Origin of the sequence: Heyndrickxia sp. FSL W8-0496 (assembly GCF_038007825.1) — a bacterium.
In the GTDB taxonomy this organism is placed as follows: domain Bacteria; phylum Bacillota; class Bacilli; order Bacillales; family Bacillaceae_C; genus Heyndrickxia; species Heyndrickxia oleronia.
Genome location: NZ_JBBOXX010000001.1, coordinates 759,189 through 772,327, shown reverse-complemented (window position 1 = coordinate 772,327; position 13,139 = coordinate 759,189). Strand labels below are relative to the sequence as shown.

Genomic DNA, 13,139 nt, shown 5'->3' with positions numbered 1-13,139 from the left:
CTTGATTATAATAAAGGTGGTATACTATATATGTCAATAATTTTTTAGGAGAAGAGCAAATGACAAAAAAAGAACAAATCATTGAAGTAGCTAAAACGTTATTTCGAACAAAAGGATATCATTATACTTCGGTTCAAGATATTTTGGAGAAGTCAGGTGTTTCAAAAGGGACTTTTTATAATCACTTTTCTTCTAAATCTCAAATAATTTTATACATCATTCAAGAGGTTGATATAAAAGTTGAAGAACAGCAACAACGGTTGATTGTTGATGGAGATATTCATAGCAAACAAATTTTTCATTCTCAACTTCGTGTAAAGCATTCCATCTATAGTACCGAAAAAATACTAGAGCTATATAATATTTCAATGGCGGAAAACGATGAACAATTAAAAAAATATATGGAGGAAAGCCATTATAAGGAATTAGAATGGTTAGCAAAACGGTTGATTGATGTCTATGGCTTAGAAATCGAAGAGAGTGCAATGGATCTCGCCACTCATTTCACCGGGGGTCTTGGGTACCAGTTCAGATACTGCAATCAAATGAACCTTGATACAAAAAGTTCGGATATATTAGACTACAATATACTTCGACTAGAAAAAAACATTGAAATAACAAAACAGCAAAAACAACAAATACTGTTCCCATTTTCATCTGGAAATAATCAAGAATCATTAGAAACCGTTCTCTCTAATATAGGGACTATACTTGAAGAAATAAAAAAAGAGCACCTCTCTAAAGAAGAACAAGAGCTCGTCCACTTTATCTTAGACGAAATTCAACACCCATCAATAAGATGGATCGTTTGCGAAAGTGCCGCTCGCCAACTCAAAATTCTATCCTCCGCCCCAAAACAAAGAGAACAAAAATACAACCAAGTCTACGATATGGTTTCTAAGCAAGCAAGAAGAGTTAAATAAAGGGGTCAGACCCCCATTGTTTTAACGTATTAACGCAATGGGGGTCTGACCCCCGCTGTTTTAACGCTTTAACGCAGTGGGGGTCTGACCCCTTAGTTGGTCATCCCTATGGAGACGTATTTCATTTCGACGAATTCCATTATTCCTTCTTTGCCGCCTTCTTTTCCAAATCCTGATTCTTTGATGCCTCCGAATGGGGCTTCGGCGGTGGCGGGGAATACGTCATTTACACCGATAATGCCGTATTCAAGGGCTTCTGATAGCTGAAAGACTCGATTTGTACTCTCAGTCATGATATAAGCCGCTAAGCCATATGGTAGTTGATTTGCTTTTTCTATCACCTCTTCAATTGAATCAAATGTTTCTATTGGTAGAACCGGTCCGAATGTTTCCTCGTTCATTACCTTCATTTGATCATTAACATCAACAAGAATAGTAGGTTCATAGAAATGTCCGCCTAAATTTCCTTGCCATTCCTTCCCTCCTGTAATAATGGTCGCACCTTGATGAACTGCATCCTCTACATGTTCTGCTGCCTTTTCCACTGCATTTCTATCAATCATTGGACCAATCACCGTTGCTTCATCAATCCCATTGCCTATTTTCATACTTTTCACTTTAACCGCAAGCTTTTCAACAAAGGAATCCGCAATTTCCCTATGAACATACACTCTATTGGCACATATACATGTTTGCCCACAGTTTCTAAATTTACTTGCAAGGGTTAAGTCAACTGCATTCTCTAAATTCGCATCATCCATTACCAGAATTGGGGCATGCCCACCAAGCTCTAAAGAAAGCTTTTTAATATGTTGGGCACTGTTCTTCATTAACTCCCTCCCCACTTCAGTTGAACCGGTAAATGTGATTAAGCGTACATCAGGACTTTGTGTCAATGCCTCCCCAACGCCTTTCGCATCACCTGATACTAAGTTTAATACCCCTTTTGGCAGACCAACCTCTTCAAAAATCTTTACAATGGCCATTGCTGTCAATGGAGTTTGCGAAGCAGGCTTCAATACAACCGTACAACCTGCCGCTAGGGATGGACCTAATTTTCTAGTGACCATGGATGCTGGAAAATTCCAAGGTGTAATCGCTGCAATGACACCAATTGCCTGTGGAATAACAAGTGATCGCCTATTTACTTTTGAAGACGGAATAATTTCCCCATATACACGATTCGCTTCCTCCGCATACCATAATAAATAGCTTGCTGCAGACTCAATTTCCGTACGTGCCTCCGTCAATGGCTTCCCCTGCTCCGAGGTCAATATTTGAGCAAGCTGCTCCTTGTTTTCAAGCATCTTTTCATATGCTTTATATAAAAATGTCGAACGCTCTCTTGCCGTTTTTTTGGACCAGGAAGGAAATGCTGCTTTTGCCTCCTCAACAGCCTCCAATGCTTCTTCTTTCCCACCATATGAAATTTCTGTTAGCTTTTCTAATGTTGCTGGATTTATAATCGCCCGAACGGTTCCGGAATAAGAATCACGCCATTCCCCATTGATAAAAATTCCTTTTTCCTTTTGTCCCACTATCATAATCGAATCCCCCTTTACAACTCTTCTTGAACGGCAGCGAGGGCTGCACGCATAATAGAAATAAGCTCTTGAACCTCTTGTTTATTAATAATAAGCGGTGGTGAAAAAACTACCGTATCCATCCCTTCGAAAACAACTGTACGAACGATTAACCCTCTTTTAGCTGCCTCTTCACTTACCCGTGGAGCTATGAACGAATCAAAACGCTGCTTAGTTATAGGATGAACCATTTCTATCGCGCCAATCAAACCTAGTGCGCGGACCTCACCGATAAAATCAAATTCCATCTGTAATTCTTTAAAACCGTTGAGTAGCTCCTCACCCATTAATCTTGAATTTTCAACTAAGTTTTCTCTTTCAAGAATTTCAATATTTTTCAAACCTACTGCACATGCAGTCGCATGACCACTATACGTATATCCATGTAGAAGGGTGCCATCTGAGCGTTCAACTAGTTCACGGTGTATGGCATCAGTAACCATTACACCGCCAAGCGGAATATAGCCGCTTGTGACGCCTTTTGCAAAGAGCAGCAAATCAGGAACAACACTATAATGTTCACAAGCGAACATTTTTCCTGTACGGCCAAAGCCAGTAATTACTTCATCAGCAATGAGCAAAATATTATGTTCATCACAAATGGCTCGCACTTCTTGAAGATAGCCTTCAGGTGCGATATTGACTCCACCTGCTCCCTGCACAGGTTCAGTAAGAAATGCAGCAATATTATCTGCCCCTTCCTTTTCAATACATGCCTTAAGTGAATCAATAGAAAAGGTGTCTACATGAACAAAATCTGGTGCTGGTGAATTCGTCAATGTATGGAATGGAGAAATTCCTGTGGCACTAGTAGCCCCAATATTCACACCATGATAGCCTTTCTTCTGTGAAATAATTTTTTTCTTATCTGGTAAACCTTTCAGCTTCCAATAATAACGTACTAATTTATAAGCAGTGTCATTTGATTCAGAACCACCTGACGTAAAAAATACGGCATTTAAATTACCAGGTGCTAATTCTGCAAGCTTTGCAGCCAGTCTTATGGCAGGTTCATTGCTCATTGAGGAGAACGAATTTGTAAAAGCAAGCTTTGACATTTGCTCATATGCAGCTTCAGCAAGCTCCTTCCGCCCGTACCCAATATTTACATTCCAAAGTGAAGACATCCCCTCAAGCACTTTTCTCCCTTTCGTATCTGTTAAATATACCCCCTCACCACTTGAAAAAATAAATGGAGCACCGCTTTCATGTTGTTGTTTTAAAGAAGAGGTTGGGTGAATAAAGTGCTTCTTATCTAAATCAATTAACATTTCATGTACATCTGTTTTCATCATTTGATTTCACTCCTTAAAAGTTGTAGTGCTAATATCGATACTTTTCATTTTAGGAATTCTTGAGAAAAAGATCAGACCAACAATCCACCATGCTCCAAAAAGCACCCATTCATAGGGCCAGATAAGAGATGCCGGCATGCCTGGCATATACAGTACGATAAATCCTATGCTCAAAATCGAAGCTAAAATACCAACAATATTACTTTTCCCTGCTTGAAATGGCCGCTGAAGTTCTGGGTGTGTTTTTCTCAAAATGACAAATGAAACGGAAACAATAAAGTATGCGATGACAATTGATAGTCCACCTGCATCTACGAGCCACACTAAAGCAGGTCTTCCAAGAAGTGGACAGAATGTAGCAAGTAATCCAATCACCAAGATGGCATTCTTCGGTGTTTTATATTTTGGATGAATCTGACCGAACCATTTCGGAAGCATCCCGTCTTGTGCCATGGCATACATCACACGACTTCCACCGATAATAAAAGCATTCCAGCTTGTCAAAATCCCTGCAATCCCCCCGAGTATTAAAATTTTTGAAAACACGGCAGAGCCAAACACGGCTCCCATTGCATCAGCTGTAGGTAGACTAGCTACTTTCAACTGCCCCTCATTTAAAGATAATGACACACCTAAAATAATGAGAATATACCAAAGAACCGCTAATGCAACTGATAATATTAGGACCTTACCAACTGTTTTCTTAGGAATATTCATTTCTTCAGCCATTTGGGGAATAACATCAAATCCTACAAACATAAACGGAGTCATAATCATTACTCCCATTAATCCTGCCATCCCACCAGTGAAAAGGGGATCCATATTTTTTACCTCTCCCCCAATCGCAGAACCGAAAATTAAACTAAGACCAACGACGGCTAGTAAAACCGTTAAGATAAGTTGCAAAACAGCTGCCTGTTTTACACCAATAAAGTTAATCCATGTAACAATAATCGAACCAACCATTCCGACTGCTACCCAGGAAAAATAAACATCCCATCCAGCTATGGTCCACATATAACCCACTTGATAATTCGGAAATATATATTCAATAACGGTTGGTAATGCAACTGCCTCAAATGCTACAACTGAGACATAGCCTAATAAAATAGACCATGATACAACAAAGGCTGCTCTTGAACCAAATGCTGCTTGTGCAAAATGATGGGCACCACCTGTCTTTGGCAATGCTGTCGTCAGTTCCGAATACACCAATCCAACAAACATAACCATGATGCCTCCAATAAAAAAGGCAATCATCGATCCTATTGATCCTGCCTTCGAAATCCAATCACCTGATAAGACGACCCATCCCCAGCCAATCATTGCCCCAAAGGCTAGCACAATAACATCTGCACGCGATAGTACTTTACTAAAGTCATCGCTCTTTGACATCTAACTCCCCCTATCTCATTTACATCATTTAGAGCATTCTTAAAAAAAATGAAATAGTATGTAATTCGTAGATAGATCAGAAAATTGATTAGTGTTTTCGTGAAATAAGCAGATCCTCATATAAACGTTTACTCTATTTCTCAATCTTCCCTCCCATCTCCTTCATTCTCTTTATATAAAAAAAGCCAGTCCTCACCACAAAACATGTGATAGGACTGGCTTATGATTCATGAGCACCATTCTGTAAAAAATGGACATGCAATCTTAACAGTCAATGGATAAAAACACAAGTGATTCTTCCCTTCCTTCCGCGGCAAAACGGCTAGGGCGAAGAATATATATTTTCATTTTACATAATTTTCAGTATTATTCAAGTGACTTAGGAATTATTTATGAAATAGTAAAATAATGCTTAGCCCCTGCTATGCCTCACTACTTTTTCTTGATCTATTTTTCTATAATCCACTATTACTCGTCATACCAAGTAAAGACAAATATCTATAGGATATTCTTATTTTACCAGTTAGATAGTCCGATCCAGATCATTGGCTAACTTATTACTAATTTTTCATTCAGGGGATAAGAAATATAGATTATTAAAATTGCTTAGAGATCTTTTTCAATTAGTCCTATCCTTATGCAGCTCTCCTCCCCCTTTTTTGATACTTCATAGATATTCTTCAGTTTGATATTATCTTCAAGCATTACATACATCATAATCATTCAATATAAAAAGAACCCCATATAAAATCATCATTCAATCGAAATTCATCATAACCTTTTAATTTTTCTAAATATTATTGACACAATTCATTATAATGATATTATATTGTTAACGGTTACATAATAGATTCATTATAATCAATTCAAAAAAAAGTAGGTGAAGTTCAAACTTATGTTAGATAGAAATTCCAAAACACCATTGTATCAACAATTAAAAATCACATTATTAAAATATATCGAAGAGAATTTAAATGAAGGAGATTCTCTCCCGATAGAATCTGAGATTGAAAAAATGTATGGCGTTAGCCGTATTACGGTTAGAAAAACAATCGAGGATCTAGAAAAAGACGGAATTGTAATGAAGCATCAAGGCAGAGGTACTTTTGTGCAATCAAAAAAAATCATTCAAGATGCTGGTACTATTACAAGCTGGACTGAAGAAATGAAGTCAAAAGGCAAAACAATTGAGACAATTAACCTTCATATTAGTGAGATTGAGCCTTCCCGAAAATTAATCGGTGAATTAAAGCTAGATAAAGGAGAAAAGATTATATGTCTTCGAAGAATCCGCTGTGCTGATGGTGAGCCTATTGCCATCATGGTGAACTATATCCGTTCTAAATATGTACCTGGATTTCTCGAAAAAGGTCTTACAAAGGAATCTTTATACGAAGAGTTAGAGGTGGATTACCAAATACAACTAGAAAGTGCACGAGAAAGAATTCAGGCAAGAATTGCAACTGATTTAGAGGCAGTAGAATTGCATATTCCTCCCTATTCAGCTGTTCTTCATATTACTAGGACGTCCTTTCTGCCAGATGGAACTCCCTTTGAAGTAGTAGAAATGACCAACCGCTCTGATCGATACCAATATGATATTCATTTAAAAGGGAGAAACAAATACAAATCATAGAATCCTAGGGAGGAAATTACGATGATCATTCCTATTAACCACGAATTGATTGAACTCGATGTACCGGCAGAATCAGCTGAGGCTGCTATACAGAAGGCTGGGGAATTACTCGTGCAAGCAGGGAAAGTTGAAGTTAGCTACGTAGAGGCAATGATTAAAGGGTATCAGGATGTTGGGCCCTATATTGTATTAGCACCTGGAATCGCAATTCCACATGCACGACCGGAGCATGGTGTAAATGAACAATGTATTTCCGTTATTCGCTTAGAAAAGGAAGTTGTATTTGGTCACCCCTCCAATGACCCAGTTAGGTTGGTCTGTTCCATTGGAGGAGTTGATAGTACCAGTCATATCGGAATGCTCCAAGCATTATCAGGTATTTTAGGTAATAAAGAAAAACTACATGTTTTATTAACAACAGATAATAAAGAAGAATTTTTATCTGTCTTTTAAAAGGAGGAAATATAAATGAGAATTGTAGCAGTCTGTGGAATGGGATTTGGAACAAGCTTAATGTTATTAATGGATGTTCAGGCTATAGCAAAGAAGCATGGATTTCATGTAGATGGAGAGGCCACAGATCTTGGCTCTGCCAAAGGGAAATCTTGTGATTTTATGGTAGCTGCTAGTGAAATTGCTTCCGAGTTATCTGCTGAGACCGTTGAGGTTGTTTCGATTAATAATTTACTAGATAAAGAGGAGATTGAAGAGAAAGTTATGCCCGTAATTATACGTCTCTCTAAGGGAGGGAACTAATCATGCTACATACGATTGCATTGATACTAAGTAACCCAGCTATCATTTTAGGGATAATCGCAGCAGTCGGTCTTATTGCCTTACGGAAATCAACCTCCGACATTATAAAAGGCACCTTAAAAACCGTCTTTGGCTTTATTATGCTACAACAAGGTTCAAACATCATTGTCAATGCACTTGTCCCTTTTAGCACGATGTTTACTGAAGCATTTGGTTTAAAAGGAATTGTAGCCGAAGATAATTCCTTAGTTGCAGCTGTACAGGTTGTTCTAGGAAAGGAAACTGCTCTTATCCTTTTATTCTCTTTTCTTATTAATCTTGTCATTGCACGTATTACAAAATGGAAATATATTTTCTTGACCGGGCATATGATGTTTTCGTTTGCAGGAACGATGGCCATCGTTTTTAATCTGATGGGATTTTCAAGTATCACTACCATTATTCTAGGATCTATAATTCAAGGAATCTCCATGGTATTTTTCCCTGCTATCTCTCAACCATTTGTTCGCAAAGTAACTGGAAACAACCATGTTGCATTCGGTTTTTGGGGAAGCTCTTGGATTTCACTCTCAGGCTACATTGGAGGTCTTGTTGGCAATAAAGAAAAGTCCTCCGAAGATGTGAAAGTACCTAAGTCACTCGACTTTTTAAAAGATATGAGTATTCTGATGGGAATTGTTATGGTCATCATCTATGTTGTAACTTCTTTATTTGTTGATCATGCGACGATGCAAAAAATATCTAGCGGACAAAGTGCTATCCAATTTTCAATTATGAATGCTCTAACCTTCGTTGTCGGAATATTAGTACTTCTCCAAGGAGTTCGGATGTTTCTTGGTGAAATTGTCCCTGCATTTAAAGGTGTTGGGGAAAAGATTGTTCCCGGTGCAAAACCTGCACTTGACGTTCCGATTTTCTTCTCATTCGCACCGATTGCCGTGACACTTGGTTTCCTATCTGCATTAGTGGGTAGTTTAATTGTCACTTTTATATCTAGTGTATTACCAGTAGTTGTACTTCCATCTGTTATTGGATTGTTCTTCATGGGGGGAGCGGCTGGAGTATTTGGAAATTCAACAGGTGGGCGAAGAGGAGCCATTGTTGCCGGTTTCGTTCTTGGTCTTTCATGGTCGTTATTGATTGCTATTACATACCCTCTTATTAACCTAGAAGGATACGGAATTGAAGGGCTATGGTTTGCTTCTCCAGATGCGATCATTGTTGCTGTTATTATTCGTTTAGTTGGAATGTTATTTGGAATTCATTAATGAATAGAGGACTATACTATCTTTTCTTTTAACAAAAGTATCAAGGAGTGATTACATTGAAAAAAATTAGAACTCTCATAGGTGATATTGAACCCTCACAATTAGGCTTTACTTATAGTCATGAGCATTTATGGACGAACCCTCCTGCTCAACAAAAAGATCGTGATTTGGAATTAACGGACTATGAAGCTAGTGTTAGCGAGCTGTGGAGATTTAAAAAAGCTGGTGGAAATGCACTCGTTGATGCTACCACTTTAGATTACGGTCGTGATGCAGGAAAAATGAGACAAATGTCAATTGAAACAGGTGTTCATGTGATCGCCACTACTGGGTTTAACAAACATGTATACTTTCCAAAATGGGTTGAAGCATTAACGATAGAAGAAATCACACAAAAACTAGTTCGGGATGTAACCATTGGAATGGACGGAACAAGTTCAAAGGCAGGTTTCTTAAAATCAGGTTCCTGGAACCAACTTATTCATCCTTTAGAGGAAAAAGTTACTCGTGCGGTTGCCCGAGCACAACTCCAAACGGGAGCTCCAATTTGGTTGCATACAGAAGCAGGAACGATGGGAATGGAAATGCTTGATATTTTAGAAGAAGAAGGCATTGATTTAAGTCTTGTTGGTGTTGGTCATAGCGATCGAAATGCGGATGCTTACTACCACCTTCAACTTGCTAAACGAGGAGCTTATGTGCAATTCGATGGGAGCAGTAAAATCAAATATTCCCCAGATAGCACAAGAGTTGAATTAATAAAAAACATGATCGAAAACGGTTATGTGAAGCAATTGCTGATTTCTGGGGACATGGGACGTCAATGCTATCTCCACGCTTATGGCGGAGGACCTGGTTTCGAATATATCATCAAAAAATTCATTCCACGGTTATTAGATGAAGGAATTAGTCAAGAAGACATTCATACCATATTCGTTAAAAACCCAGCTAGATGGTTAGCACAATTTGAGGGGTGAAAAAATGAAAAAAGATACAATCATTGCCATTATCCGTGGGGTCGACCCAGGTCATGTTGTGGAAATCACACAAGCTTTACTTGATTCTGGTATTAGCTGGTTAGAGGTATCCCTTAGTGAAGAAGAAAAAGGCTTAGAATGTATTCGAAGAATTTCCCAAGCATTTCCTAACCAAGTCCATTTAGGTGTAGGAACAGTTTGTACTCCTTCACAAGTAGATGCATCTCTTAAAGCAGGAGCAAATTACATTATTACTCCTGGCTGGGATCGCGAATTAGCGAAATATGTACGCTCAAAAAATGTAACTATGTTTCCCGGAGTTTTTTCACCCGGTGAGATTATGCAAGCAGCTAGCTTAGGTATTGACACTGTTAAACTTTTTCCTGTAGTAAACCTTGGTACCAGCTTCATAAAAAATGTATCAGGTCCTTTTCCACGAATGAATTGGATGGCAGTAGGCGGAGTCAATAAGAGAAATATTTTAGAACTAAGATCAGCTGGTTGTTCATCCTTTGCCATCGGAAGTGAACTAGTCCCAAGAGGTGCTACAACAGATCATCTTGAAGCAATAAAACAAGCTGCAATTAGTTTTCAGCAATTACTACTTGAGGAGTGCATCAATTAATGGGAAAAGCAAAAGAAATATTGCATATGACCCGTGATGAGGTGGCTAAAGCAATAACATCATTTCCTGTAGCCATTTTACCATTAGGAGCAACAGAACAGCATGGACATCATTTGCCATTAGGTACTGATATTTTTTTAGCTGAAGGAATATCACGAAAACTCTCAGAAAAAACGGGAGCTCTCCTCCTCCCTACGCTACCATTTGGTTACTCATGGGTTTGGCGGGATATCCCTGGTACATTATCCATGCAACAACATCACGTTGAAGCCGTTATAAAAGACATTGCACATAGTGTTAGCAGATACGGGATTAAACTTCTTGTCCTAGTAAACGGGCATGATGCCAATAACTCTAGCATGAAATATGCCGCAAGGGAATTAATGGATGAACTAGACATGTCGGTGATCTATCTATTCTATCCCAATATAGAATCAGTCATAGACATGCATTGTGACTCCCCTACTTGGCATGGAATGATTCATGCATGTGAATTCGAAACATCGCTTATGCTTGCACTAAAACCGGAACTGGTCCAAATGGATAAGGCAGTAAGTGAATATCCGAAAAAACCAAACTTATACGGAAAATCAACTATTTCACTAGGTAATTTAAGTCAAAGTGGAGTCTACGGAAATGCTATTCTTGCAACAAAGGAAAAAGGAGAAAAAATGATAGATATTTTCATTGAAAATATGACTAGTTTATTATTCGAAGCATATGAAGGAACAAAAGAAGAATAGAAATTGAGAGTATACCAGTAAAAGATATTTTGACTGGTGTACTCTTTTTTATTGAAAGGACCTCAACTCATTTTCTCCTCCGTACGAATGGCATACGCATCTAAAATAATACGAGCCATGACTTGAATTGGTAGGCGTGAACGTACCTCATAATCAGGAAAATACGATGTTTCTGATTTAAAACCAACTAAGGAAATTTCACATAATTCATATAATGGACTATTTTGATTGGCTGTTAGCAGGATCGTGCTTACCTCATTATCTTGGCAATTTTTTGCGGCTTCAACTAGTTCCTTGGTCTTTCCATTCAATGAAATAAAAATGACGATATCTCTTTTATCTATTCTTTTGCTAATTGTTCGAATAATATTAGGGTCATCATGTAGCTCACAATGCTTACCTAACAGCTGAAATTTAATCATCATTTCCTTTGCGATGAGCTCGGAAAATCCCCTCGCAAAGATGGTGATTTTTCTTGAATGAATGATTTTTTGCAGTGCATCCTCAATTGTCCCGCTATCTAGAAGCTGAATCGTTTTCACCACTTCTTGTTCATTTTTTAAAATCGCCTCTTGAATCTTCTTATCTATCTTTTCCACAATCGAAAATTCACTACTGGAGTCCACTTCATCTTTTAAATGAATCTTAAAAGCTGTAAATCCGGTATAACCAAGCTTTTGCATCGTACGGACAATGGTTGCAGTTGAAACATTTGCTTGACTGCTCAATTTCACAATCGAGATTTGCGGAATGATATCTAAATGCTGCTTAATATAATCAATCAAATATCTTTCCGTTTCACTCAATTCTTTATATTGATTTTTCACTCTATTTAAAAACGTCTTGGACATTAAACCATCTCCAAAAGAAAAGTTTTACAATGAAAACGTTTAACCTTGTAAACATTTACATGATTAATTGTGCCACAATTGGAGTATAAAGTGAAACTGAAATCAGCGCTGATTATGAAAGTGGAATAAACATCGATTAATATGAAAGAAGGGAAAAAATGTGATCTATACATGCACAATGAACCCAGCCATAGATTTATTTACAGAGTTTGAACAATTTTCTCCCTTTGTTGTAAATCGTAGTACGTTTGAAAGTTATCAAGCGAATGGAAAGGCAATAAATATTTCATTTATTTTAAAAAAATTGAATATAGACAATACAGCCACAGGATTTCTAGGTGGATTCACTGGTAACTTTATCGAAGAGGAATTAGTCAAGAACTCTATTGGCACAAACTTTATTAAAGTAGATGGAATTACTAGAATAAATACCTTTATACGGTCTGGAGAAAAGGAATACAAGGCAGTCAATCGCGGACCAGAAATTAATACAACTGCTCAAGAGGCCTTACTTCAATACATCAAAACATTTACAAATAAAGACACGCTATTTGTTTCTGGCAGTTTGCCAAGAGGAGTGAAAGATGAAATTTTTGTCACCATTGCCCAATTATCGAAGGAACAAGGATTTTCATTAATCTTAGATATTAGTTCTTCTAGATTACTAGATTGTCTTCCCTATCATCCATATTTAATCAAGCCAAATGATGAAGAATTAGCTCAGCTTATGGGGGTTCCCACATTGGAATCAGTGGAGGAACTCATAGCTGCAGCTCAAACACTTTTGAATCAAGGGGCTAGGAGAATTTTAGTATCTCGTGGAGAAAAAGGTGCTTTATATGTGGATAAAGACAATATTTTACTGACAAATGCTCCTAAAGGAAAAGTTGTGAATACGGCGTGTGCGGGAGATACGATGCTAGCAGTTTTCGCTGGAAAAATGATGCAAATGGAAGACTTGGAGGAAGCTCTTATTGAGGCTACTGCTGCTGGATCATCCACTGCATTTACAGCAGGATTGAGTGATTTCAAGGATATTCCTTTATTAAAGAAACAGATTTTAATAGAAAAGCGGAAGTAACTTGCT

General features: G+C 37.9%; 13 protein-coding genes. 9 read left to right on the top strand and 4 right to left on the bottom strand.

Annotated elements, in window-relative coordinates:
• Positions 1 to 59: 59 nt before the first annotated feature.
• Entirely contained in the window at positions 60 to 923 is an 864-nt protein-coding gene (locus NST63_RS04055; RefSeq protein WP_180212233.1) for a TetR family transcriptional regulator, read from the top strand.
• A gap of 92 nt (positions 924 to 1,015) precedes the next feature.
• On the opposite strand, the gene NST63_RS04050 is transcribed toward NST63_RS04055, so the two are convergent.
• The 3 genes from NST63_RS04050 to NST63_RS04040 are packed head-to-tail and all read right to left on the bottom strand — an operon-like array spanning position 1,016 to position 5,196.
• Positions 1,016 to 2,467 (bottom strand): NAD-dependent succinate-semialdehyde dehydrogenase, encoded by a 1,452-nt coding sequence (locus tag NST63_RS04050; protein WP_078109603.1) that lies wholly within the window; start codon positions 2,465 to 2,467, stop codon positions 1,016 to 1,018.
• Between the two features lie 14 nt (positions 2,468 to 2,481).
• Positions 2,482 to 3,801 (bottom strand): aminotransferase family protein, encoded by a 1,320-nt coding sequence (locus NST63_RS04045; RefSeq protein WP_078109604.1) that lies wholly within the window; start codon positions 3,799 to 3,801, stop codon positions 2,482 to 2,484.
• A gap of 6 nt (positions 3,802 to 3,807) precedes the next feature.
• Positions 3,808 to 5,196, bottom strand: a complete 1,389-nt coding sequence (locus NST63_RS04040) for an APC family permease (protein WP_078109605.1) — start codon at positions 5,194 to 5,196, stop codon at positions 3,808 to 3,810.
• A gap of 895 nt (positions 5,197 to 6,091) precedes the next feature.
• Between NST63_RS04040 and NST63_RS04035 the strand changes: the two genes are divergently transcribed.
• From NST63_RS04035 to NST63_RS04005, 7 genes are read left to right on the top strand one after another with little or no spacing between them, the layout of a single operon-like run.
• A complete protein-coding gene (locus NST63_RS04035; RefSeq protein WP_180212234.1) occupies positions 6,092 to 6,832 on the top strand; it encodes a UTRA domain-containing protein in 741 nt (246 codons plus the stop codon).
• A gap of 21 nt (positions 6,833 to 6,853) precedes the next feature.
• Positions 6,854 to 7,285, top strand: a complete 432-nt coding sequence (locus NST63_RS04030; protein ID WP_218958330.1) for a PTS sugar transporter subunit IIA — start codon at positions 6,854 to 6,856, stop codon at positions 7,283 to 7,285.
• A gap of 15 nt (positions 7,286 to 7,300) precedes the next feature.
• Positions 7,301 to 7,588, top strand: a complete 288-nt coding sequence (locus NST63_RS04025) for a PTS sugar transporter subunit IIB (RefSeq protein ID WP_071974754.1) — start codon at positions 7,301 to 7,303, stop codon at positions 7,586 to 7,588.
• 2 nt (positions 7,589 to 7,590) lie between these two features.
• The gene (locus NST63_RS04020; RefSeq protein WP_341041355.1) at positions 7,591 to 8,856 is read left to right on the top strand and encodes a PTS ascorbate transporter subunit IIC; all 1,266 of its coding nucleotides are present in this window, start codon (positions 7,591 to 7,593) and stop codon (positions 8,854 to 8,856) included.
• A gap of 56 nt (positions 8,857 to 8,912) precedes the next feature.
• Positions 8,913 to 9,833 (top strand): phosphotriesterase family protein, encoded by a 921-nt coding sequence (locus NST63_RS04015; RefSeq protein WP_180212235.1) that lies wholly within the window; start codon positions 8,913 to 8,915, stop codon positions 9,831 to 9,833.
• Positions 9,834 to 9,837: 4 nt separating this feature from the next.
• Positions 9,838 to 10,458, top strand: coding sequence for a bifunctional 4-hydroxy-2-oxoglutarate aldolase/2-dehydro-3-deoxy-phosphogluconate aldolase (locus tag NST63_RS04010; RefSeq protein ID WP_071974751.1), 621 nt, complete (start codon positions 9,838 to 9,840; stop codon positions 10,456 to 10,458).
• Complete coding sequence (locus NST63_RS04005; RefSeq protein WP_180212236.1) at positions 10,458 to 11,201, top strand: creatininase family protein; 744 nt, start codon at positions 10,458 to 10,460, stop codon at positions 11,199 to 11,201. The genes NST63_RS04010 and NST63_RS04005 overlap by 1 nt, the downstream gene beginning before the upstream one ends.
• 62 nt (positions 11,202 to 11,263) lie before the next feature.
• Here the strand turns inward: NST63_RS04005 and NST63_RS04000 are convergent, their stop codons facing one another.
• A complete protein-coding gene (locus tag NST63_RS04000) occupies positions 11,264 to 12,052 on the bottom strand; it encodes a MurR/RpiR family transcriptional regulator (RefSeq protein ID WP_058004639.1) in 789 nt (262 codons plus the stop codon).
• Positions 12,053 to 12,212: 160 nt separating this feature from the next.
• Here NST63_RS04000 and pfkB point away from each other — a divergent pair, with 160 nt between their 5' ends.
• Complete coding sequence (gene pfkB / locus NST63_RS03995; RefSeq protein ID WP_058004638.1) at positions 12,213 to 13,133, top strand: 1-phosphofructokinase; 921 nt, start codon at positions 12,213 to 12,215, stop codon at positions 13,131 to 13,133.
• The last annotated feature ends 6 nt before the right edge of the window (positions 13,134 to 13,139 follow it).

What these genes read in the sequence shown, in the direction of transcription:
- NST63_RS04055 (WP_180212233.1), top strand. Translation starts at nt 60, where the DNA reads ATGACAAAAAAAGAACAAATCATTGAAGTAGCTAAAACGTTATTTCGA.
- NST63_RS04050 (WP_078109603.1), bottom strand. Translation starts at nt 2,467, where the DNA reads ATGATAGTGGGACAAAAGGAAAAAGGAATTTTTATCAATGGGGAATGG.
- NST63_RS04045 (WP_078109604.1), bottom strand. Translation starts at nt 3,801, where the DNA reads ATGATGAAAACAGATGTACATGAAATGTTAATTGATTTAGATAAGAAG.
- NST63_RS04040 (WP_078109605.1), bottom strand. Translation starts at nt 5,196, where the DNA reads ATGTCAAAGAGCGATGACTTTAGTAAAGTACTATCGCGTGCAGATGTT.
- NST63_RS04035 (WP_180212234.1), top strand. Translation starts at nt 6,092, where the DNA reads ATGTTAGATAGAAATTCCAAAACACCATTGTATCAACAATTAAAAATC.
- NST63_RS04030 (WP_218958330.1), top strand. Translation starts at nt 6,854, where the DNA reads ATGATCATTCCTATTAACCACGAATTGATTGAACTCGATGTACCGGCA.
- NST63_RS04025 (WP_071974754.1), top strand. Translation starts at nt 7,301, where the DNA reads ATGAGAATTGTAGCAGTCTGTGGAATGGGATTTGGAACAAGCTTAATG.
- NST63_RS04020 (WP_341041355.1), top strand. Translation starts at nt 7,591, where the DNA reads ATGCTACATACGATTGCATTGATACTAAGTAACCCAGCTATCATTTTA.
- NST63_RS04010 (WP_071974751.1), top strand. Translation starts at nt 9,838, where the DNA reads ATGAAAAAAGATACAATCATTGCCATTATCCGTGGGGTCGACCCAGGT.
- NST63_RS04005 (WP_180212236.1), top strand. Translation starts at nt 10,458, where the DNA reads ATGGGAAAAGCAAAAGAAATATTGCATATGACCCGTGATGAGGTGGCT.
- NST63_RS04000 (WP_058004639.1), bottom strand. Translation starts at nt 12,052, where the DNA reads ATGTCCAAGACGTTTTTAAATAGAGTGAAAAATCAATATAAAGAATTG.